Origin of the sequence: Paenibacillus sp. Soil787 (genome assembly GCF_001429545.1) — a bacterium.
Classification (GTDB): Bacteria; Bacillota; Bacilli; order Paenibacillales; family NBRC-103111; genus Paenibacillus_E.
This window is the reverse complement of the sequence record NZ_LMSP01000023.1, coordinates 1-22,430: the sequence shown is the minus strand read 5'-3', so window position 1 is coordinate 22,430 and position 22,430 is coordinate 1. Positions and strand designations below refer to the sequence as shown.

The following is a 22,430-nucleotide window of genomic DNA, read 5'->3' as shown; positions in this document are numbered from 1 at the left end:
TAATCGCTTCCTTTCCTGCTAAGTTAAAGAGGACAATCTCTCTATACTTAATGTATGGGAATGCCTAGCGCCAATATGATAAAATATAAGGAATAAAATGAAAGAAGGGAGGACATGCTGATGAGTTCGTTCGTCCACTTGCATGTTCATAGTGAATACAGTTTATTAGACGGTGCGGCACGTATGGAGGAGCTTGTTTCCCGAGCGGCTGATCTTGGCATGACCTCTCTGGCATTGACGGATCACGGTGTCATGTACGGGGCCATTGCCTTCTACAAAGCCTGCAAACAGCGAGGCATTAAGCCAATTATTGGTTGTGAGGTTTATTTCACAGCGGGATCTATTCGCGATAAAGGGACTAGACAGGAACAACCGATCTATCACCTCATCCTGCTTGCCAAAAATTATCAAGGCTATCAAAATTTAATGAAGCTCTGTTCAATCGGGCATTTACAGGGCTTTCACTATAAACCCCGTATCGATTTGGAACATTTATCCAAGCATTCAGAGGGACTTATTTGTCTGAGCTCCTGCTTAGGCAGCGAGGTTTCCCAGCACTTGCTTCACAATCGTCACGATGAAGCCAAGAAAGCGGCTGAGCGATATCGTGATATTTTCGGCGATGATTTCTTTCTGGAAATTCAAGATCATGGGATGATTGAGCAGAAAAAAGTAATGATCTCAATGATCGAGCTGAGCAAAGAAACCGGAATTCCGCTGATTGCCACGAATGATGTGCACTATGTGACTGAACCGGATCATGTGATGCAGGACATTCTTATCTGTATTGGAACAGGCAAGACGGTGGAAGATACAGATCGGCTTAAGATGGGGACAAGTCAGATGTATTTGAAAAGCGAAGAGGAGATGAGACGTTTATTCGTCCATGTACCCGAAGCGCTTACGAATACGAGCGTTGTAGCTTTACGTTGTGAACTCGAACTTACGTTCGGTAAATCGATTTTGCCTAGCTTTCGTCCGATTCCAGAGCACCTCACAGCCGGAGAATATTTGCGAGAGCTCTGTGTGCAAGGGCTGGAACAGCGGTACTCTGCTAAAGCTGAGTGGCATACTGCGGATTCTCCGCTGCGGAAACAAGCAGAAGAACGTCTAGCTTATGAGTTAGGCGTCATTGAGAAAATGGGTTTTTCCGATTACTTCTTGATCGTATGGGATTTTATTCGTTTTGCGCACGAAAAGAGTATCATGACCGGGCCGGGCAGGGGATCTTCTGCCGGTAGTCTAGTTGCTTATGTGCTGCGCATTACGAATGTGGATCCACTGAAATATAAGCTCTTGTTTGAACGTTTTCTTAACCCTGAGCGGATTACGATGCCGGATATTGATATCGATTTTAGCGATGAACGCCGGGATGAAGTCATTGACTATGTAGTTGCCAAATATGGGCACGAGCATGTCGCGCAAATTATTACCTTCGGAACGATGGCGGCAAAAGCCGCGGTTAGGGATGTTGGACGCGTACTAAATGTTCCCTATGGGGATGTCGACCGGGCGGCTAAGGCTATTCCGAATCAATTAGGTATGACCATATCGGAAGCACTGCAGGTAAGCTCTGATTTAAAGGGGTTGGTCGCAAGACAGCCCAAGACAGCAGAATTACTTGAAATGGCAATGCGTGTTGAAGGAATGCCGCGCCATGCTTCAACGCATGCTGCTGGGGTTGTCATTTCCAGAGAACCGTTAACGCAGTATGTCCCTCTCCAAGAAGGTACGGCTCAGACAGCTCTTACCCAGTATACGATGGAGCATTTGGAGGCCATTGGTCTGTTGAAAATGGATTTTCTCGGCTTGCGGACGCTGTCTATTATTGAACGAACGGTTGATTGGATTGCACAGATGGAAGATGTGCGCCTCAATTTTGATATGCTGGACATGGATGAGGATGCCGTGACCTACGGTATGCTGAGCAAGGGAGAAACGACGGGTGTCTTCCAGCTAGAGTCATCAGGTGTACGCAAGGTATTGAAGGATTTGAAGCCTTCTGTATTTGAAGATATTATTTCCGTTGTGGCCTTGTACCGTCCAGGTCCGATGGAGTTTATACCTAAGTACATTTTTGGGAAGCACGGACAGATGGAGGTCGTCTATCCGCACCCCACGTTAGAACCTATCCTTCGGGATACGTACGGCATTATCGTCTATCAAGAGCAAATTATGCAAATCGCCTCATCAATGGCAGGTTTTAGCTTAGGTGAAGCGGATTTGTTAAGACGAGCGGTGTCCAAGAAGAAGCGGGAAGTGCTGGATGAAGAGCGGGCACATTTCGTGTCGGGCAGCTTGCATCAAGGTTTTAATGCCGATGAAGCTAATCATGTATATGATATGATCGTGCGTTTTGCGGACTATGGTTTCCCGCGTGCACATGCAACGGCATATGGGGTTCTGGCCTTCCAAACGGCTTATTTAAAAGCGCACTATCCGATTTATTTTATGGCCTCAATGCTGACGGCTGTCATGGGGAATCATCGGAAGGTAGCCGAATATGTGGATGAATGCCGGCGGGTGAAATTGGCTGTGCTTCCGCCTGATGTCAATGGCAGCGGAACGGTATTTACACCGGACCCGGCAGCCGGGGCGATTCGCTTCGGACTTGCTGCGATCAAAAATGTAGGTACTCAAGCGATCGATGCTATTCTGAATGAACGGAAAAAGTCACAGTTCGAGAGCTTGCTAGATTTCTGCAGACGTGTTGATTTACGCGTATGTAATAAACGAGTGATTGAATCGCTCATTCAAGGCGGTGCCTTCGACACGCTAGGCGGGCATCGCGCTCAATTGATGGCTATTCTCGATGAAACCATCGCCTCCGCAACCAAATGGCGCAAGGAACGGGATGATCTGCAGCTTCACCTCTTCGGCTTCGTTGAAGAACCGAACTGGGAGGTGGAGGTTCCGAACATCCCTCCGATGCCGCAGAGCAAACAATTGGAGCTCGAGAAGGAGCTTCTCGGCATGTATATCTCTGGACATCCGCTTGATGCCTATGCGGAGCAGCTGGGTGAGATGGAAGCGGCTATGCTTCATCAGTTAGCCGAGCTGCCGGATAACAGCGAGGTACTTGTAGCGGGGATGATCCTCTCGAATAAGACGATCATCACGAAGAAAGGGCAGCCTATGGCTTTCATGGAGCTGGAGGATCGCATCGATAAGGTCGAGGTGGTGTTGTTCCCTGAGACATGGAAGAATGCGGCTCCGCTCGTGCAGAAGGGCAGGCTCGTCCTCGTCCGGGCGAAGCTGCAGCTTCAGGACGAGGACCCGCCCAAGCTGCTCGCGGAGCAGCTTGCCGCACTGGACGACCCTGCGGGCGTCCAGCGGCTTCGCCGGCAGCCAGGGGCGCACAGGCGATCAGCTGACGCAGTCAGCGATCGGCCTGCGCGCGCGGCTGCCAGCTCAGGCGGCGCGCGCAGCGCCGCCGCTGTCACCCAGGCGGCCCCTGCGGTGCAGGCGGCGCGCACGAACGCTGCGGAGCCGAAGGCGCAGCGGGTGTTCGTCAAGATCTCGGCTGACTGCGAGCAGCCGGATAAGCTGCTGCAGCTGAAGGCGCTGCTGAAGCTGCACAGGGGTGGGCTCGCGGTTGCGCTTTTCTACGAAAGCAGCAACAAGCTCTTGGCCCTGAGCGACCAATATTTGGTCGATCCTTCGAAGGATTTGTTCCGTATGATTGAGACCATCATGGGTAAAGATTCGGTCAGAGTGAAATAAAGATGACATCCTCCGCATATGAATAGGAACCCGGCATTTCAGGGGCTTAATACATGCGTAGGAGGAGACTTATGACCGAACAACATATGGTCCAGTTGCTGCAAAGACGTGGTGTAACAGTAGACCAAATCTCTGAAATTGTGTTCAAGCTGCAAAAGCCTTATAATGATCAACTATCGCAAGAAGATTGTATCGAGAGTGTGCTGGCTGTTCTCGCCAAGCGGGAAGTTCAGTATACGCTATATACGGGCATTGCTCTTGATGAATTGGCAGAGAAAAAGCTGTTGCCCGAGCCTTTGCAATCGATTCTTGAAGCGGATGAGCCCCTGTTCGGCGTTGATGAAACTCTGGCCCTAGGCATTGTTCATGTATATGGGATGATTGGCTTAACTAGCTTTGGCTATTTAGATAAGGAAAAAATGGGTATTATCCGAACATTAAATGATGATAAAAGTTCTGTGCATGTTTTTCTGGATGATTTGATCTGTGGTTTAGCGGCTGCCGCTTCTGCCAGAATAGCTCATCAGAATGAGCATGCGCCTGATTATAGCAGTAAATTGCGTCTGGACTAGCTCAAATAGTTCAGACTTCACTTTTTTTCATGTACGTGCTCTGTTGCGGGAAAAAGAGAAATTATGATATCATTATTCCATTGTGTGCGCCTATGCTTATGTAGGATGTTAATTATCATCGTTGCTAACTTGCCCTAATCCATGTAGTTGCACGTCATAGGAGGTTTTTTTTTCATGTGGACGGTGATATACATAGCTCCTACCGCTAAGATTGCAGAGCGGATTAAACAGAGGCTAACGGAAGAAGGATTTCTCGTACAAGTTCGAGGTATCTCCTTATCCAAAAATCAGTTCGAAATCGTCGTACCCGAAGGCGAAGTAGAGGAAGTACAGGAAGTGCTCAATTCTATTTTACATAGATAATGAAAAGTAGAAGTGTAAGTAACGTGGCTTGTCAGAAGTTCAAGATAATAGCCAAGTAGAGGTGGAAATGTGCTAAAGGATTTATTTCAAAAGCGTAAGTATGCAACGATTCCTTCCGAGAAAACAAAACGGGATATTCCCGAAGGTTTAATGAATAAATGCCCGAAATGCGGTACGATCCAAACAAGCAAAGAGCTTGAGAAAAATCTAAAAGTCTGTACAGCCTGTGGCTATCATTATCGTTTAAGCGCGTCCGAACGTCTCCAAATAACGCTCGATGAAGGTCAGATTGTGGAATACGACGCAGATATGATCTCTGAGGATCCTTTGGAGTTCCCTGATTATGTAGAGAAATTGGATAAAGCGAAGAGCACAACGAAATTACAAGATGCAATTATGACCGGGGAAGGTACGATTGGCGGCTATCCGGTTATTGTTGCGGCTATGAGTTTTGACTTTATGGGTGGATCACTAGGCTCCGTTGTTGGGGAGAAAATAACCAGAGCGATCGAAGCTGCAATTCATAAGAAAGTTCCAATTATCATTTATTCCACATCAGGTGGAGCTCGTATGCAAGAAAGCATTCTCAGCTTGATGCAAATGGCGAAGACAAGCGCTGCTCTGTCCAAGCTGAGCGAAGAAGGCGGATTGTTTATTTCTATTATTACAGATCCGACTTTCGGCGGTGTATCTGCGAGTTTTGCAATGTTAGGCGATATTATTATTGCTGAGCCGGCTGCACCATTTGGATTCACGGGCCGTCGAGTTATTGAACAAACGATTAAACAGAAGCTGCCTGACAATTTCCAGACATCTGAATTCAATCTCGAGCATGGTCAGCTCGACAAGGTCGTGAGCCGTAAGGATATACGTCCTACGTTAATCAAGCTGCTGGACATGCACGGAGTGGAGGGGGAGGCGACTTATGGCGAGTGAAATGCCGTTTGAACAGCCGCTGGCGGAACTAAAGAAAAAGATTGCGGAACTGCGTGCATTTGGCGCGGAGAAGAAAATTGACTTTTCAGAGGAAATCCGCCGTTTGGAAGAAAGATATGTTGAACTCGAAAATGAGCTTTATGCGAATATGTCTTCTGCTGAGAAAATGCAGTTGGCTCGCCATCCGCAAAGGCCGACAACGATTGATTATATTGGAACCATTTTCACGGATTTCATAGAGTTTCATGGGGATCGCCTTTATGGGGATGACCTTGCAATTGTAGGTGGATTAGCCAAGTTGAACGGCATTCCGGTTACGGTTGTCGGTCATCAAAAAGGGAAAGATACGAAGGACAATATTGCTCGTAACTTCGGTTGTCCGCATCCGGAAGGATTCCGTAAAGCGCTGCGATTGATGCGTCAAGCGAACAAGTTCAAACGTCCTATTGTGACGTTTATTGATACCAAGGGGGCATTCCCTGGGAATGCTGCAGAAGAGCGCGGCCAAGGAGAAGCGATTGCCAGAAATTTACTGGAAATGGCCTCTTTTCGTGTGCCGATCATCTGTATTGTTATTGGCGAAGGCGGCAGTGGCGGCGCACTAGCGTTAGGTGTAGGTAACAAGGTATTAATGTTGGAGAATGCTATCTATTCGGTTATTAGTCCCGAAGGCGCGGCTTCCATCTTATATAAAGATGCTTCCAAAGCTTTACACGCGGCAGAAGCAATGAAAATTACGGCGGATCATATCCTGGATCTTAAGGTGATCGACGGTATTATTCCAGAGCCCAAAGGTGGCGCACACCGGGATTTAGCCGCACAAGCAGAATTGATCAAAACAGCTATCTGGGAACAGCTTCAGCATTTGCTAAGTATGAACGAACAGGAGCTACGCGAGGACCGCTACCGCAAATTTAGAGAGATCGGCCGGTTCACATTCACTCAGGAGGGAAACCATGCGTAAAACGAAAATTGTCTGTACCATTGGACCTGCAAGCGAATCACAAGAGAATTTGAAAAAGCTTCTAGAAGCGGGAATGAATGTTGCCCGTCTTAATTTCTCCCATGGAGATTTTGAGGAGCACGGAGCACGTATCCGCAACCTTCGCGCTGCATCCCTATCGACAGGCAAAGTAGCAGCAATTTTGCTTGATACCAAAGGACCGGAAATTCGTACAGGAAAATTGAAAGAAGAACCGATTGAGCTTGTTCAGGACAAGCACATCATTTTGACAACAGAAGAAATCTTGGGCGATGCAGATCGTATCTCAGTTACCTATTCGAATCTGCCGCGTGACGTTGCTGTTGGATCTACCATTCTAATCGATGATGGTTTAATTGGTCTTTCGGTTGTTGATATTCGCGGAACAGAAATCGAATGCCGCATTGTCAATGGCGGAACGATTAAAAGTAAAAAAGGCGTTAACGTGCCAGGTGTGAAAATCAGTCTGCCAGGGATCACGGAGAAGGATGCGAATGATATCGTCTTCGGTATTGAGCAAGGCGTAGATTTCATCGCGGCTTCTTTCGTTCGTAAAGCAAGTGACGTTATGGAAATTCGTGAATTGTTGGAAAGACACAATGCTTCACACATTCAAATCATTAGTAAAATCGAAAACCAAGAGGGCGTAGACAACTTAGACGAAATCCTTGAAGTATCCGATGGTCTGATGGTTGCTCGTGGGGATCTTGGCGTTGAAATTCCAGCTGAAGATGTTCCAGTTGTCCAAAAACAGATGATCAAAAAATGTAACATCGTAGGTAAACCGGTTATTACGGCAACGATGATGCTCGACTCCATGCAGCGTAACCCGCGTCCAACGCGTGCAGAAGCAAGTGACGTAGCCAATGCGGTATTCGACGGAACGGATGCAGTGATGTTGTCTGGTGAGACAGCTGCTGGTAAATATCCAGTTGAGTCCGTGCAAACGATGGCTCGTATCGCTGAGCGTGCAGAAGAAGCATTGGAATATAAAGAGATTTTCCTTCGTCAAGCTCAAGCTCAACAAGTTACAGTTACAGAAGCGATTTCTCAAGCTGTAGCTAACTCTGCGTTGGAGTTAGGTGCTAAAGCGATTCTTACGGCAACGGAAAGTGGATATACAGCAAGAATGGTATCCAAATACCGTCCGAAATCACCAATCATCGCCGTTACGCCTAGCGAGCAAGTCATCCGCCGTTTGTCCCTTGTATGGGGTGTTATTCCAGTGATGGGTGTGCAAGCGAAAACGACGGACGAGCTGTTCAACCTTGCTGTGGATAGCAGCATTAAAACGGGTATCGTGTCACTTGGGGATATCGTTGTTATTACAGCAGGTGTTCCTGTTGGACGCTCCGGAACTACGAACTTGATCAAGGTTCATCAAGTAGGCGAGATGATAGCCAAAGGAACAGGTATCGGCATGCAGACGGCAAGTGGTACCGTAGTAACGGCTCGTACACCAGAAGAAGCGAATGCGAAAATGGTAGACGGTGCAGTACTTGTAACGGTATCAACGGACAAAGAATATATGCCAGCCGTACAAAGAGCTTCAGCGTTAATTACCGAAGTTGGCGGAATAACTTCACATGCGGCAGTAGTCGCTTTAAGCCTTGGAATTCCGGTCATTGTAGGCGTTGAGAACGCTGTGGAATTAATCAAAGACGGTACAGAAGTTTCGATCTATCCAGAAGTTGGCGTTATCTACTCTGGTCAAGCGAGCGTTCTGTAAATATAGCTAAGAGTGAAGCGAGATTAGTCTCGGCTTCACTCTTTTTTATTTTACTAACTACGGCAACTTATGCATTCATAACCGCCCCGAAGGTAACATTCGAACTAAAACTCGCCTCAAACGGAACGAGAAGACCTTATTTACTGTAAAAACACGTTTTTAGTTAGTTAACGGAACGAGAGAACCTTATTTTTTCGAAATGAAGGGGAAAAGACTCAATTTTACTGAAATAGCGTCACGTAGTTCCGCTTGATCACTCCAAAAGGCTGAATTCAGCGAAATAAGGCTTCTGAGTTCCCTTAAGCGTCAGAATGTTGCATGCGTACCGAACAAATCATCTCGAAGAGATCATAAAGAGGGAATGCGGGACCTAGCATCCGCTCTAATCGGGTGCATAGACCCCGTAGGACTCAGGTATTCCTTCCAATCTGAGTACACGTTGATCACTCCGCATCACTCCAGATCACTCCGCAGCATTACCCATCCCTAGTACTAGCTGTGTTATAATTGTTCTAAGAATTGTTACTGGAGGAATACATCATCATGACTCAGGAGCGCTGGCATCAGCATCAGTTTCGTGTGAGATATGAAGAAACGGATCAAATGGGGGTTGTGTACCATGCCAACTATTTGACGTGGTTCGAGATTGGGCGGACCGAACTAATCAGGGAGCTAGGTTATCCCTATCGGCGGATTGAGGAGAAGGGGCTACTGCTGCCGCTTGTTGAAGCGGAGATTAAGTTCAAGAAGCCTGCTCGTTACGATGACTTGGTATGCGTGAACACGCGAGTGATTGACATGAGCAGCGTTCGGCTCCATTTTGCCTATGAAGTCCGTAAAGTTTCGGAGGAAATGATGACTCTAACCGCAGATTCTGCAGCGAAACCTTCTGGGAAATTACTTGTTACGGGAGAAACTCATCACGTTTGGGTGAATCCTTCTTGGAAGCCAATACGTATAGAGAAGGAAGCGCCAGAATTATGGCAGCTGTTAGCTAAGTATTCTTAAAAGGGGCTGAGCTTATGTTTCGTATCATTCTTGCCATTCTTATTCTAGTACCTGCTATAGAGATTACGATTCTCATTGCACTGGGGCATTATATAGGCGGCTGGTCAACATTCGCGCTTATAATAATAAGCGGCTTCTTAGGTGCCTATTTCGCCAAGCGGGAAGGACGCAAAGTGCTGGAGTATGCCAAGTTTGAGTGGTCTCAAGGCCAATTGCCTACACAGCATTTGTTAGATGGAATCTGTATTTTCATTGGAGGCATTTTATTAATTTTGCCTGGATTCATCACGGATATTTTCGGATTTCTACTTGTTTTGCCTTACACGAGACCGATCTTCAAAGTGATGCTGCTTGCACTGATTCAAAAGCAAATCGGCAGAGGCGGAATCAATATCATAAAACGTAGATAATGCTTAGCGGTAGTCGTTGGCATTACGCAACAAAGGCTCGGTCACCCCGCTTATTTGGGAGGAACCGAGCCTTTTTGTATGTAAGTCGCTATATCATGAAAGATTTTTGCGCGATAGAACGCGGCAATCAGAATGAGAGTCACAGGACCAACAATGAGCCCGAGGAGTCCGAATAGTTTCAATCCAACGAACATGGCGATTAACGTAGCCAGAGGGTCTAATCCGACTGAGGAGGCGAGCACTTTAGGTTCCATGATCTGTCTAGCAATCACGATGACGCCATACAGGACACTGAGACCGACTCCGTGAAAAAAGTCCCCTTGCGCAAAGAAAACATACAAAATCCAAGGCACCATGACCGCACCTGTCCCCAAATAAGGCATCAAGTCTGCTAAGCCCGTTAATAAACCGATGGTTATGGCATAGTCAACACGCAATACCAGCAAACCGATAATGACCACAAGAGCGGTTAGTGAAACAAGAATCAGTTGGGCGCGCATGTAGCCGAACAGTGCTTTTTGCAAATCGTTGCGAATCAATTGGGTGGTTCTCACAATCATGTCGGAGAAGATCCCTTTATACCGTTTGATAAGCTGATACCAATCTTTACTAATGAAAAAGGTGGCCAGCATAACAATAATGGTAATGGTTGCAATATTCGGCAAAGAAGTTAGAAATCTTTTTAAAGTATCAAATACATAGCCGATAATGAACTTACTCACATCTGCTATGGAGCCTGCTGTCGATGATAAATTTTTGTTGACGGTTTCTTGGTATTTCGGGTTATTTTCAAAAAACTGATTAATTCGTTCGATCCAATCCTGGAAAGAGGTAGAGTTAATAAATACATTGAATTGCTCCACCCACAGGTTAATCTGAATCTGCAAGGTATCCGCAAGTGAACCCAATTCTACGACTATATTCGCGACTAGTAAGGTTATGGCCGTAACCATGGCACCTAGAAATAACAACATGGATAAGGTCACGGCAAGCCAACGCGGCAATTTCAATTTGAATTGGAAGAAGTTGACAAGTGGATTAAGCATAAGTGCAAGAATCCAGCCGAAAATAAATGGGTAAATCAGAGGGATTACGTAGTAGAAAACGAGTCCGATTACACCGATAATTAGTGCTACCCAAATGCCCCTGAAAATCTGGTGAACTAAACGTGGATTCAGGATACCCATGGTTTTTCTCTCCTTGTTTCAAGTATTTTCATTGTAACATGATCTTGGATAAATACGGAAATAACATCACCTTTACAAAATCTTAATATATTAAAACAGGGCATTCAGCATTGTCGGTATAAAGTACGCATAGTACAATAAAGATATAATTGGCACATATGTGAAAACATAAGAAAATATAAGTGGAGGCTTTATGAGTATTGCGCGCGAACCTGATTTGAAGGAATTTAAAGAGCTCAAGGAAGTCAAGGAAGTCAAAGAGATTTCGACCAAGTACTTGAACCGGGATTTAAGCTGGATCGAATTCAATTGGCGTGTTCTGGAGGAAGCTCAAGATGCGAGCACTCCGCTGCTTGAGCGTGTGAAATTTCTGTCCATCGTATCCAGTAATCTCGATGAGTTCATGAGCGTTCGTGTCGCAGGACTAAAGGATCAAATCAAGGCTGGGTATACCAAGAAAGACTTCACAGGCTACACCCCTGCCGGACTTATTAAACGAATTATGAAGCGTACGGCCAAAATGGTAACAGAACAGTACAAAACGTATCGTGAAGTAACGAGACTGCTAACCAAAGAAGGCATTGTGTTTACGGAATATGAAGATTTGAATACGACTCAGAAAAAAGCCATGGATGCTTATTATCATGATATTATTTTTCCCGTATTAACGCCGATGGCCGTGGATCAAAGCCGTCCATTTCCGCTTGTACATAATCAATCCGTCTATTTAGCCGTCTTGCTTGTGCGGGAAGGGGATGATCCGGATGATGAGCCTTATTTTGCCATCGTTCAAGTACCGAGCAATTTATCTCGTTATATTTCCGTGCCAACACGGCCCAATAGTAAAAAAACAGAATTTATTCTTCTCGAAGAATTGATCGAGCATCATATAGATACGCTTTTTAGTGGATACATTCCAATTTCCGTGCATGGCTTCAGGGTGACTCGAAACGCCGATTTAACGCTCAATGAAGAAGGGGCGGAAGATCTGCTTGAGGAGATCGAGAAGGAGCTTAGACGCAGACGTTGGGGCTCTCCTGTTCGACTTGAAGTACAAGAGGGTATTCATCCCTATGCGCTTGCACAGCTTCAGGATGAGTTCGAGATTGAAGAACAAATTTTTGAAATTGACGGTCCGCTGGACATCACCTATTTCATGAAGCTGGCCGGTACGCTGAGTGGCTATGAAAATCTTCGCTATCCGCGTGTAGCTGCCAAATACCCGATAGAATTTGAGGATACGAACGACTTCTTCGAGGTTCTTAAGCAAAAGGATGTCTTAGTACATCATCCCTATGAAACGTTCGACGCCGTAACTGACTTCATCATCCATGCTGCCTATGATCCGAAAGTGCTCGCAATTAAAATGACTCTGTATAGAGCGAGCGGAAACTCGCCGATTATTCAAGCGTTAGCCAGAGCCGCGGAGTCCGGGAAACAGGTCACAGTCGTCGTTGAGTTGAAAGCCAGATTTGACGAAGAGCGAAATATTGCCTGGGCAAGAATGCTTGAAAAGTCAGGCTGTCATGTGGTTTATGGGCTTGTTGGGCTCAAAACGCATGCCAAGATCACACTCGTCGTTAGACAAGAAGAGCATACGCTCCGCCGATATGTGCATGTGGGAACGGGGAACTATAACGATAGCACAGCCCGTCTTTACACTGACGTAGGGCTATTTACTTCAAACAGTGTAATTGGAGAGGATGCCTCCGCGCTTTTCAATGAAATTACTGGCTACTCCGCGCCTCATGATTGGCAGTCTTTCGCTGTGGCTCCAACGGATTTGAAGGATAAGCTATTCGAGCTTATTGAACGTGAAGCAGCGCACGCGAGAGCGGGTAGACCTGCCAAAATTATTGCGAAAATGAACTCATTATCCAATCAAGAGATGGTAGATGCCTTGTATACGGCGTCGCAAGCAGGTGTGAAGATTGAATTGATCATTCGCGGCGTATGCTGCTTGCGTCCTGGGGTGCCTGGGATTAGCGAGAATATTACGGTTCGGAGTATCGTAGATCGTTTCTTAGAGCATTCCCGCATTTATTATTTCGAAAATGGCGGACTTGTTGATGTATATTTATCTTCGGCCGACTGGATGACACGTAATTTGACACGTCGTATTGAGCTGATGTGCCCGGTCCTTGACCCTGAAATGAAGAAAATGATGATTCAAATTCTGAATGTCACCCTGCATGATAACGTCAAAGCAAGAGAACTGATGCCCAACGGGATGTACAGTCGCATAAAAAATGAACTGACCCCTTATAGGAGCCAGTTCGAGGCGATGAAAATTACTTCTTGGAAAAAACTCCGGCTTGAGTCTTAAGTTTCAGCCCCCAGATTTTTTCGAAATCCTTGCTGATAGCTGCGAGTTCCTTTAGCTCCATAATGGGGTTGTGGATACATAACAGCTTGAGAGTTAAGGTCGAATCGGTTGTCGTTGTTTGCAGTTCTTGAACAGGCTGTGTCTCACTATGATCCAAAGCCATTGCTAATTTAAGCAGTGTGCCCAGCTTTACGATTAATGCCGCGTCGGACTCCAACAAAAGGTCCTTGTAAGCTAGGACTTGTTGTTGGGTCCGGCTTTTTGTTTTGTAAGTAGCAATGAAAGAGCAAATCACAATTTCTCGATGACTGAGACCGTCGATATGTGCCCCTGTCATCATGTATTGCGTATGTTTGAGGTATTGATAATAATGAATGCTCGCTCCAATTCGATGCAAGAGGGCAGCAGTATGCAAGTATTTTTGGCTGCGATCTTCCGTTTCAGGCGGTACAGTAATCGTATGATAAAGCTGCATAGCGAATTTATCTACGTGAGAGACATGCTTCACAGCAGCGTTCGGATGCAGCAAAAGCAAATTATGGATACTTGATTCAAGAACATCTTCCTTGATGGGGTGCTTAGGATCGAATGTTTCATAGAAAAGGCCATCACGAAGTCCTGATCCACTGATCATGCAAGCTGATGAACCCGCAGCTTCGAATATGGTGTCCATAATGATCAGTCCTGGAACTATAATATCTGCACGCTCTTTGGAGAGACCATCCATTTTTTTTCGTTTTTCCAATGGCATGGAGGATAACAATAGGAGGAAATCACGAAGCTCCCCAGGTTTCAGCGTATAATTGTGGGCAAGCTGAAGCGAGTGCTTGTTACGTTTTTGGCTTATTTTCCCAAGAGTTCGAATCGTTCCGCCTAGACCAATCATAGGCAGATTAGGAGAACTGGCAATCCAAGGATGAGCCAAGATCGCATCTTCAACCATCCGGCGAATATCACCCATTTCCTGCTCGGTCAGATTCCCATTTTTCATAAATTGGCGTGTGGTGTTTACCGCACCGAAAGGAAAGGAAACGCTGTGCAGCAACTTCCGGTTTCGAAGCAATGTGACTTCTGTGCTCCCTCCGCCAATATCTATGATCAAGCCGTCCCGAATATCAATGGAATTGATAACGCCTAAGTAGCCATAACGAGCCTCTTCGGTACCGCTCAGAACTTCAATATGAAGTCCGCTCTGTTCCTGGAGAATTCGTACAATTTCAGCTGAATTGGCCGCATTCCGAATGGCTGCCGTTGCTACGGCTCTTATCGTCTGAACCTCATGAACTTTGCATAGCAGAGCGTAATGGGATAGAATTGGGACAATAGAAATAATGTCTTTGCTATGTAAAATGCCATCGGAACCAATGCGTTCGCTGAGTCTAGCTGAATCCTTATGCTCACTGACAACACGGTATGCCCCGTGGGCATTAATTTCGTAAATAACAAGTCGTATCGAATTGGATCCGATATCTATGATGCCGATACTTGATCTGCTGCTCATGTATTTGCTCCTTTTTCAGAGAAAAATCACTTTTACTTTGCCTACATTGTATCAATCTGGGCACGACTCGACAAACTTTTCCTCCAAGGGTGCATAATTCGGAGGAATTAACAAAAACTTGTATCGTGTGTTTTGAAGAAATGGCTCAAAAAACAGTACGATTTCCGCCAAAAAGATTCTTTATGATAGTGATAATGAAGTTTTATGTCTGCTTTTGTTCACTTATTAAACAAAATACTTTATTATTAAGTTAGGAAAAAAGCAATTTTTTGCTAATAGAGTAGCTAAGGAGAGATTCCCATGTCTGCAACCAAAGGTTTAGAAGGAATTGTAGCCACGACCTCGTCGATCAGCTCCATTGTAGATGGTGTGCTAACGTATCGCGGGATTGATATTGATGACCTCGCAGAAAATGCGACATTTGAAGAAGTTATTTATTTGCTTTGGTTCGGTAAGTTACCGACGCAAACTGAGCTTGAGAAACTGCAAAGCGACCTGAACGCTTACAGCAAGGTGCCTGACGCGGTTATCAACCAGATTAAAGCATTCCCGAAAGATGTTAATTCCATGGCTGCGCTTCGTACGGCAGTATCGGCTCTTGCTCTGTATGATGAAGAAGCGAACGATTTGAGTCCTGAATCCAATGTGCGTAAAGCGATCAAGCTGCAAGCACAAATTCCAGGCATCATCGCAGCTTTCGCTCGTATCCGTGAAGGTAAAGAACCTTTAGCTTCCCCAGGATATGCTTCCGTTGCAGCTAACTTCTTGTACCAACTAACAGGTAACGAACCGGATAAAATCGCGATTGAAGCTTTGGATAAAGCACTAGTTTTACACGCTGACCATGAGCTAAATGCTTCCACATTCGCTGCACGCGTTACTGTTGCAACTTTGACAGACATCTACTCCGGTATTACTTCAGCGATCGGCACGCTCAAAGGACCTCTTCACGGCGGTGCGAACGAAGCTGTTATGGCGATGCTGGAAGAGATCGGTACGGTAGAGAACGTAGTTCCTTACATCAACGATAAATTAGAGCGCAAAGACAAAATCATGGGCTTTGGACACCGTGTTTACAAAAACGGAGATCCGCGTGCGAAGCACTTGCAAAAAATGTCTTACGAGCTTGGTAAATTAACTGGCAACCTGAAATGGTACGAAATGTCCATTAAAGCAGACGAATTGGTTACCAGCCTCAAAGGCTTGAAACCAAACGTTGATTTCTACTCAGCTTCCGTTTACACAACGTTGGAAATCCCACGTGACCTGTTCACGCCGATCTTCGCGATCAGCCGTACATCCGGTTGGGCTGCCCACATCTTGGAGCAGTACGAAAACAACCGTTTGATCCGCCCTCGCGCTGAGTATACGGGTCCGGTTAACCAAAAATACATTCCAATTAGCGCTCGCTAATTTGGTTTCAAGTAAGCTCAAGGTGCGGGCAGTTCGGTACCAACTCTAGGTCAATCCTAGGGAGTGCCGCGACTCCCGTCACTTTTTGTGTGTCTACCTACACTACTACGGTGACGAGTTAAATTTCTTAGGAAGTTTCTCGCAGCAGTTATATAGCTAAGTGGAGTGCTTGGCAGTGCCTGGAGAAACGTAAGTGTCCGCCTTTAGAATCCTGTCCATACCATAAAATAAATTCAATTGGACAAGATGATAACAGCGGTCGGAAGGCACTGCCAAAAGCACGCAACGTAATGCGCAACAGTAACTTTTTCGATAAACTAATCTACATAAATTTTAGGAGGAACTAATCATGCCACAATTCGAATCTTACGAACTACCAAAAGAAGGTCAAAAAATCACCATCGAGAATGGTGTTCTGCAAGTACCTAACAATCCAATCATTCCTTACATCGAAGGTGACGGTACAGGTCCTGATATCTGGGCTGCTTCCGTACGCGTTCTGGATGCTGCAGTTGAGAAAGCATACAAAGGCGAGAAAAAAATCGCTTGGTACGAAGTTTTTGCCGGCGAGAAAGCTTTTAACAAATACAACAACTGGCTGCCTAACGATACATTAACAGCTATGCGCGAATACATCGTGTCCATCAAAGGACCTCTTACAACGCCAATCGGTGGCGGTATTCGTTCCCTGAACGTTGCACTTCGTCAAGAATTAGATCTTTACGTTTGTTCCCGTCCAGTTCGTTACTTCAATGGCGTTCCTTCACCGGTTAAACGTCCTGAGCTGGTTGACATGGTTATTTTCCGCGAAAATACAGAAGATATCTATGCTGGCATTGAGTGGGAAGCTGGTTCCGACGCAGTTAAGAAAGTTATTAAATTCCTTCAAGACGAAATGGGCGTTAACAAAATTCGCTTCCCAGAAACTTCAGGAATCGGCGTTAAGCCAGTATCCTCCGAAGGTACTGAGCGTTTGGTACGCGCTGCAATCGAGTACGCGATCAAACATGGCCGTAAAACACTGACTTTGGTACACAAAGGTAACATCATGAAGTTCACAGAAGGCGCGTTCAAAAACTGGGGTTATGAGCTTGCTGAGCGTGAATATGCGGACAAAACATTCACATGGGCACAATACGATCGTATCAAAGAAGCAGAAGGCGCTGAAGCAGCTAACAAAGCTCAAAAAGACGCTGAAGCAGCTGGCAAAATCATCGTAAAAGATGCAATTGCTGACATCGCATTGCAACAAGTATTGACACGTCCAACGGATTTCGACGTAATCGCAACATTGAACCTGAACGGTGACTACCTGTCTGATGCACTTGCTGCACAAGTTGGCGGTATCGGTATCGCTCCAGGAGCAAACATTAACTACTTGACTGGTCACGCGATCTTCGAAGCTACGCATGGTACAGCTCCAAAATACGCTGGTCTTGACGTAGTTAACCCAGGTTCCGTAATTCTATCTGGTGTTATGATGCTTGAGCACCTTGGCTGGTTGGAAGCGGCTGAGCTGATCTACAAAGGCTTGGAAACTTCCATCAACAACAAAACCGTAACTTATGACTTTGCTCGTTTGATGGAAGGCGCGAAAGAAATCAAATGTTCCGAGTTCGCGAACGAAATCATCAAAAACATGGCTTAATTCTTTTGAGAAAATGTTGATCTACTAAAAACTATTAGGAGGTACATCTCAAATGGCAATTCGTCGTAATAAAATTACCGTTGTCGGGGCAGGTTTTACAGGGGCTACTACGGCTCTTATGTTAGCTCAAAAAGAACTTGGTGACGTTGTTCTTCTCGACATTCCACAACTGGAAAACCCTACAAAAGGGAAAGCGCTCGACATGCTCGAAGCAGGTCCGGTTCAAGGTTATGACGCTCAAATCACAGGTACATCGAACTATGCGGATGCTGCTGGTTCCGATATCGTTATCATTACAGCAGGTATCGCTCGTAAACCAGGTATGAGCCGCGACGATTTGGTAAACACGAATGCAGGCATCGTGAAATCCGTCTGTGAGAACGTGAGAGAAGTAGCTCCTGATTCCATCGTTATCATCTTAAGTAACCCTGTTGACGCAATGACCTACGTAGCATACCAAGCGCTTGGTTTCCCAAAAAACCGCGTAATCGGTCAATCCGGTGTGCTTGATACAGCTCGTTACCTGACGTTTATCTCCCAAGAGTTGAACGTATCTGTTGAGGATGTTAAAGGGGTTGTTATCGGCGGACACGGCGATGACATGGTTCCACTTGTTCGTTACACATACGCTGGCGGCGTGCCAATCGAGAAGCTGATCCCAGCTGACCGTATTGAAGCAATCGTTCAACGTACACGTACTGGCGGCGGGGAAATCGTTAACCTGCTTGGTAACGGTAGTGCATACTACGCACCAGCGGCTTCCCTTGTGCAAATGACAGAGGCAATCCTTAAAGATAAAAAACGTATCATCCCAACTATCGCTCTTCTTGAAGGCGAATATGGTTATGACAAGTTGTTCATGGGCGTTCTAACTGTACTTGGTGCTAACGGTATCGAGAAAATTCTTGACATCGAGCTGACTGAAGATGAGAAAGCAGCTTTGGACAAAACAGCAAACTCTGTTCGCAATGTAATCAAAGTTGTAACAGGTTAATACGCTTTTGAAGAAGGATCAACTACCTATGTGAATGGGTGGTTGGTTCTTTTTTTTACCACATAAGAAATGTTTAAGTATTCGGTAATCCAAAACCGTTTTCTTATTGGTGGTAAAACCTAATATAGGGATCTTTGGTCGTAGACCAAAGTCTCTCCGCATTAGGAATCTTTGGTCGTAGACCAAAGTCTCTCCGCATTAGGGATCTTTGGTCGTAGACCAAAGTCTCCCCCTTATTAATTTGGGTTGGAGCGAACTTTAACGAGAAGAATGATTACGGTTGTGGTAAACCTGCAATTATACATTCTTTTTTTCTTTAAATAGCTCCAATTCGCAAATTCCTGCAATCGTGCAGGCTTTTTCGGTTTTTTTTAGTTTCAGGATGGTAAAGCTAAAAATTCCTGCATATTAGCAGGCTTTTCCTCTATTCAAACGATTTTTAATAAAATGCCTGCACTTTCGCAGTTATTTTGGGTCTTGAATAATAGTTCTCTTCGATATTAGTGAAATCTTAAGGGGATTCAGCTGCAAAACGGCTAAAGTCTTCTTGTACACCCGAGAACAGCGAGTAGTCCCTTGCAAAGAAACCCGCCAAGTAACTGTCGTGATCGTTTAATTCCTCCTAATCAATTCAAATAACACGACTTCAAAAGCGCTTTGAATCCACATCTATCTCTCCCCATGAATAAAAGGAATGGCTTACACCAAGGACCTGAGGCTTTATCTCATTTTATTGTGGCGATGCACAATTTTTTGTTAATTTTGTAAATTGATTTCCATCTACTATTCCCAGTTAATGGTCTATGCTACGATAGGCATAAGCCAGCATAATTGGCTAAAAAATCCATGGGATGGTGGGATTTGATGTTGAAGAAAAGCTTGCTAGGAACAAGAAGCTGGAGAAAGCTCTGTTTAACCGCAGCATTATCCGTATCATTATTAGGCAGTGTTCCACAAGCTTTTGCGGAAGGTCCGAATGACCCCGCGCCATCGATAACGCCGACAACGGCGAATGGCAAAAAGGTGCTGTTTGACAATACGCACGGTCAAACGGCAGGTGCAGCTGATTGGGTGATTGACGGCGGTTTCTCTGATTTTGCTAACGCATTAGGAAATGCAGGCTATTATGTAAAAGAATTGCGTAAGAGTACGGCAATTACACTCTCCGATTTATCAGCGTATGATGTGTTTGTTATTGGTGAGGCTAACATTCCATACAAGACATCGGAGCAAAGCGCTATGCTGCAATATGTGCAAGGTGGCGGCAGTATCTTCTTCATTGGCGATCATTACAATGCAGATCGTAATAAAAATCGTTGGGACGCCTCAGAAGTATTCAATGGATTTCGTCGCGGCGCGTGGACGAATCCAGCTGCCGGTATGAGCACTGAAGAAGCAGCTTCCGCAGCGATGCAGGGTGTTGCAAGCTCAGATTGGTTGTCGGACAATTTCGGTGTGAAGTTCCGCTATAACGCCTTAGGTGATATTACAGCGAATAATATCGTGAGCCCACCGCAGGCTTTTAACATTACAAGTGGGGTATCGACGGTCGCTATGCATGCAGGTTCGACTTTAGCGGTTACAGACCCGAACAAAGCAAAGGGTATTGTTTACCTACCAGCGACAACGACCAAATGGGCTAGTGCTGTGGATCAAGGGGTTTACAATGGCGGAGGTGTAGCAGAGGGTCCTTTTGTCGCAGTTTCCAAAGTTAGTACAGGCAAAGCCGGATTCATTGGCGATTCATCACCAATTGAAGATGCGACGCCGAAATATTTGAAAGAAGAGACCGGCGGTGCTAAGACTACCTATGCTGGGTTTCAAGAACAAAATGATTCGAAGCTTCTTGTGAACATGGTAAACTGGTTGGCAACCAAAGAAAGTTATACAAGTTTAACGCAAGTACCAGGACTTACATTGGACTCAGCAACTACTCTCTACTCATGGGAGCAGCCGGCTAATACAACAGAGCCGCAGGCCGAGCCTTGGGCAGCGCCTGCAGCTGGTTATAAGTGGTGGGATCCTTCAACATATAAGGTAGGATCTTACGGATATAGTGCTGCTACGAATACGACAGATCCGTTTGTTTTTGTCCATCAAGCGCAATTGCCAAATCAGGCTGTATTTCAAGTGAAGATAATCCTAAATGGTTTAACGGCAAATTCAACAACAACCGGCTATACGATTGGCATTTATAATAGTTCAGGTACTCAGGTCGCTAAGGTTCAAAACAGCAATGGCACATGGCCTACCAGCTACGGTTACAGTTCGAGCTTCTCTTTAACAGCTGATGCAAGCGGTCATGCAGAGAAGATTGTGAGTATTCAAATTAATCCAAGCATCTCTGGTTCTGCTAATATGCGATTGAGACAGAACACTACAGCCAAGTTTACAGAGGCCGTTACGATCGCTAACGTTCCAGCTGAGCCGCTCCCTTAAAGTGTTAAGCTGACAGGCAATCTGCTTGATCAATAGGCAGTGAAAATAACCCAGCGGGCTCATCATCAGGATGAGTTCGTTGGGTTGTTTTGCGTAAAATTGGTCACAGTTATGTGTAGATATAGTGAATTAGCTGTATTCATGGGATCGCTTTCTTGTCGGGACTGTTCCAGTTCGGTTATACTTAGGAAAACCATTACATAAAATTGCGGAGGTTGTCCAAATGTATCCAGTTATGATTTTTTTACATGTCATTAGTGCTTTACTGCTTGGTGCGTATGTCATGTTCCCATTCTTAGTGGGACGAGCTGCAACTTTGTCTGGAGCTGCTCAAGAGAGTTTTGTCGGCGTGATAGCTAAGATCAATCGCATCGGTCAATTTTCACTCATTGTAACCTTCCTTACAGGTGGCGCAATGATCAGTCAAGTGGATCCGAAGCCGTCCGTCCTTTGGATGATCTCTTCCATTGTTCTTCTTCTGATTGTAGGAGCAATCACGGGGATGATCGGTGGTAGAATCAAAAAGCTGATTGCGAATAGCAAAGCAGGTAAAAGCACAGCTTCTGATGCTGCCAAAATTAAAACATTCAGCTGGATCGCAGCCATCGCTGTAATCGTGGCAGTACTGATTATGACGAATCCGCAGCTGCTGTCGTAATTGTTGGAATTCGAAAGAGCATGCTCATCATGGATGATGGCATGCTCTTTTTTTAATAGAAAAGAAAGTATAAGTTTCGAGGTAGAGCTAGAGGCACACCCTTTCTGATTTTTTTGGGAAACGTAGCTGCTGGCTTTATTACGGTGTATCAATTGTAGTTATCTTTCTACCCGACACTACACTATGCTGGCGGAACATAGATGCCTTATATTGCTCAAAAACACGTATTTCACGTTTTGGCGGAACGAGGATCCTCTATTTCCCGCATTCTGAAGTNTGCTGGCTTTATTGCGGTGTATCAATTGTAGTTATCTTTCTACCCGACACTACACTATGCTGGCGGAACATAGATGCCTTATATTGCTCAAAAACACGTATTTCACGTTTTGGCGGAACGAGGATCCTCTATTTCCCGCATTCTGAAGTAAAAACTGGTAAAACGTCAAAATAGTTATAATGAACGAAACCGACTGCCACTTTGCGTAACGTAGATTAATTTTGTGAAGAATGGATGTATCAAGAAAACAACCCAATCTTTCAA

At 45.3% G+C, this 22,430-nt stretch carries 16 protein-coding genes; 14 read left to right on the top strand and 2 right to left on the bottom strand.

Annotated elements, in window-relative coordinates:
* Positions 1-120: 120 nt before the first annotated feature.
* The 8 genes from ASG93_RS19635 to ASG93_RS19600 all read left to right on the top strand — a co-directional run bounded on the left by ASG93_RS19635 (position 121) and on the right by ASG93_RS19600 (position 9,723).
* Positions 121-3,723, top strand: coding sequence for a DNA polymerase III subunit alpha (locus tag ASG93_RS19635; protein ID WP_056834421.1), 3,603 nt, complete (start codon positions 121-123; stop codon positions 3,721-3,723).
* A gap of 71 nt (positions 3,724-3,794) precedes the next feature.
* Positions 3,795-4,295: a phosphatidylglycerophosphatase A gene (locus ASG93_RS19630; RefSeq protein ID WP_056834419.1), complete on the top strand. Its 501-nt coding sequence runs from the start codon at positions 3,795-3,797 to the stop codon at positions 4,293-4,295.
* 174 nt (positions 4,296-4,469) lie between these two features.
* The gene (locus tag ASG93_RS19625; RefSeq protein WP_029197080.1) at positions 4,470-4,658 is read left to right on the top strand and encodes a hypothetical protein; all 189 of its coding nucleotides are present in this window, start codon (positions 4,470-4,472) and stop codon (positions 4,656-4,658) included.
* Between the two features lie 69 nt (positions 4,659-4,727).
* Positions 4,728-5,594, top strand: a complete 867-nt coding sequence (gene accD, locus ASG93_RS19620; RefSeq protein WP_056834417.1) for an acetyl-CoA carboxylase, carboxyltransferase subunit beta — start codon at positions 4,728-4,730, stop codon at positions 5,592-5,594.
* Complete coding sequence (locus ASG93_RS19615) at positions 5,584-6,558, top strand: acetyl-CoA carboxylase carboxyltransferase subunit alpha (protein WP_056834415.1); 975 nt, start codon at positions 5,584-5,586, stop codon at positions 6,556-6,558. The genes accD and ASG93_RS19615 overlap by 11 nt, the downstream gene beginning before the upstream one ends.
* Positions 6,551-8,305, top strand: a complete 1,755-nt coding sequence (pyk, locus tag ASG93_RS19610; protein WP_056834414.1) for a pyruvate kinase — start codon at positions 6,551-6,553, stop codon at positions 8,303-8,305. The genes ASG93_RS19615 and pyk overlap by 8 nt, the downstream gene beginning before the upstream one ends.
* Before the next feature lie 543 nt (positions 8,306-8,848).
* Positions 8,849-9,313: an acyl-CoA thioesterase gene (locus ASG93_RS19605; RefSeq protein ID WP_056834412.1), complete on the top strand. Its 465-nt coding sequence runs from the start codon at positions 8,849-8,851 to the stop codon at positions 9,311-9,313.
* Positions 9,314-9,327: 14 nt separating this feature from the next.
* Positions 9,328-9,723: an FxsA family protein gene (locus ASG93_RS19600; protein WP_056834410.1), complete on the top strand. Its 396-nt coding sequence runs from the start codon at positions 9,328-9,330 to the stop codon at positions 9,721-9,723.
* Between the two features lie 50 nt (positions 9,724-9,773).
* Here ASG93_RS19600 and ytvI read toward each other — a convergent pair whose 3' ends face one another.
* Complete coding sequence (gene ytvI / locus ASG93_RS19595; protein ID WP_056834409.1) at positions 9,774-10,910, bottom strand: sporulation integral membrane protein YtvI; 1,137 nt, start codon at positions 10,908-10,910, stop codon at positions 9,774-9,776.
* Between the two features lie 193 nt (positions 10,911-11,103).
* On the opposite strand from ytvI, the gene ASG93_RS19590 reads away from it, so the two are divergent.
* Positions 11,104-13,236, top strand: coding sequence for an RNA degradosome polyphosphate kinase (locus ASG93_RS19590; RefSeq protein ID WP_056834406.1), 2,133 nt, complete (start codon positions 11,104-11,106; stop codon positions 13,234-13,236).
* Here ASG93_RS19590 and ASG93_RS19585 read toward each other — a convergent pair.
* Entirely contained in the window at positions 13,202-14,737 is a 1,536-nt protein-coding gene (locus tag ASG93_RS19585) for a Ppx/GppA family phosphatase (protein WP_056834404.1), read from the bottom strand. The two genes, ASG93_RS19590 and ASG93_RS19585, sit on opposite strands and share 35 nt — an antisense overlap.
* A gap of 300 nt (positions 14,738-15,037) precedes the next feature.
* Between ASG93_RS19585 and citZ the strand changes: the two genes are divergently transcribed.
* The 5 genes from citZ (at position 15,038) to ASG93_RS19560 (ending at position 21,889) form a co-directional block, all read left to right on the top strand.
* Positions 15,038-16,150: a citrate synthase gene (citZ, locus tag ASG93_RS19580; protein WP_056834403.1), complete on the top strand. Its 1,113-nt coding sequence runs from the start codon at positions 15,038-15,040 to the stop codon at positions 16,148-16,150.
* A 349-nt stretch (positions 16,151-16,499) separates the two neighbouring features.
* A complete protein-coding gene (gene icd / locus ASG93_RS19575; RefSeq protein WP_056834400.1) occupies positions 16,500-17,798 on the top strand; it encodes an NADP-dependent isocitrate dehydrogenase in 1,299 nt (432 codons plus the stop codon).
* 52 nt (positions 17,799-17,850) lie between these two features.
* The gene (gene mdh, locus ASG93_RS19570; RefSeq protein ID WP_056834399.1) at positions 17,851-18,792 is read left to right on the top strand and encodes a malate dehydrogenase; all 942 of its coding nucleotides are present in this window, start codon (positions 17,851-17,853) and stop codon (positions 18,790-18,792) included.
* 864 nt (positions 18,793-19,656) lie between these two features.
* Positions 19,657-21,231 (top strand): hypothetical protein, encoded by a 1,575-nt coding sequence (locus tag ASG93_RS19565; protein WP_056834397.1) that lies wholly within the window; start codon positions 19,657-19,659, stop codon positions 21,229-21,231.
* A gap of 223 nt (positions 21,232-21,454) precedes the next feature.
* Positions 21,455-21,889 carry a hypothetical protein gene (locus ASG93_RS19560; protein WP_056834395.1) on the top strand — a complete coding sequence of 145 codons (435 nt, stop codon included), beginning with the start codon at positions 21,455-21,457 and terminating at the stop codon, positions 21,887-21,889.
* Positions 21,890-22,430: the final 541 nt, after the last annotated feature.

Excerpts from the sequence above, each read along its gene's own strand:
- citZ (WP_056834403.1), top strand. The coding sequence starts at position 15,038 with ATGTCTGCAACCAAAGGTTTAGAAGGAATTGTAGCCACGACCTCGTCG.
- ASG93_RS19565 (WP_056834397.1), top strand. The coding sequence starts at position 19,657 with ATGTTGAAGAAAAGCTTGCTAGGAACAAGAAGCTGGAGAAAGCTCTGT.
- ASG93_RS19590 (WP_056834406.1), top strand. The coding sequence starts at position 11,104 with ATGAGTATTGCGCGCGAACCTGATTTGAAGGAATTTAAAGAGCTCAAG.
- pyk (WP_056834414.1), top strand. The coding sequence starts at position 6,551 with ATGCGTAAAACGAAAATTGTCTGTACCATTGGACCTGCAAGCGAATCA.
- ASG93_RS19600 (WP_056834410.1), top strand. The coding sequence starts at position 9,328 with ATGTTTCGTATCATTCTTGCCATTCTTATTCTAGTACCTGCTATAGAG.
- ASG93_RS19605 (WP_056834412.1), top strand. The coding sequence starts at position 8,849 with ATGACTCAGGAGCGCTGGCATCAGCATCAGTTTCGTGTGAGATATGAA.
- ASG93_RS19625 (WP_029197080.1), top strand. The coding sequence starts at position 4,470 with ATGTGGACGGTGATATACATAGCTCCTACCGCTAAGATTGCAGAGCGG.
- ASG93_RS19560 (WP_056834395.1), top strand. The coding sequence starts at position 21,455 with ATGTATCCAGTTATGATTTTTTTACATGTCATTAGTGCTTTACTGCTT.
- ytvI (WP_056834409.1), bottom strand. The coding sequence starts at position 10,910 with ATGGGTATCCTGAATCCACGTTTAGTTCACCAGATTTTCAGGGGCATT.
- ASG93_RS19585 (WP_056834404.1), bottom strand. The coding sequence starts at position 14,737 with ATGAGCAGCAGATCAAGTATCGGCATCATAGATATCGGATCCAATTCG.
- ASG93_RS19630 (WP_056834419.1), top strand. The coding sequence starts at position 3,795 with ATGACCGAACAACATATGGTCCAGTTGCTGCAAAGACGTGGTGTAACA.
- icd (WP_056834400.1), top strand. The coding sequence starts at position 16,500 with ATGCCACAATTCGAATCTTACGAACTACCAAAAGAAGGTCAAAAAATC.
- mdh (WP_056834399.1), top strand. The coding sequence starts at position 17,851 with ATGGCAATTCGTCGTAATAAAATTACCGTTGTCGGGGCAGGTTTTACA.
- ASG93_RS19635 (WP_056834421.1), top strand. The coding sequence starts at position 121 with ATGAGTTCGTTCGTCCACTTGCATGTTCATAGTGAATACAGTTTATTA.
- ASG93_RS19615 (WP_056834415.1), top strand. The coding sequence starts at position 5,584 with ATGGCGAGTGAAATGCCGTTTGAACAGCCGCTGGCGGAACTAAAGAAA.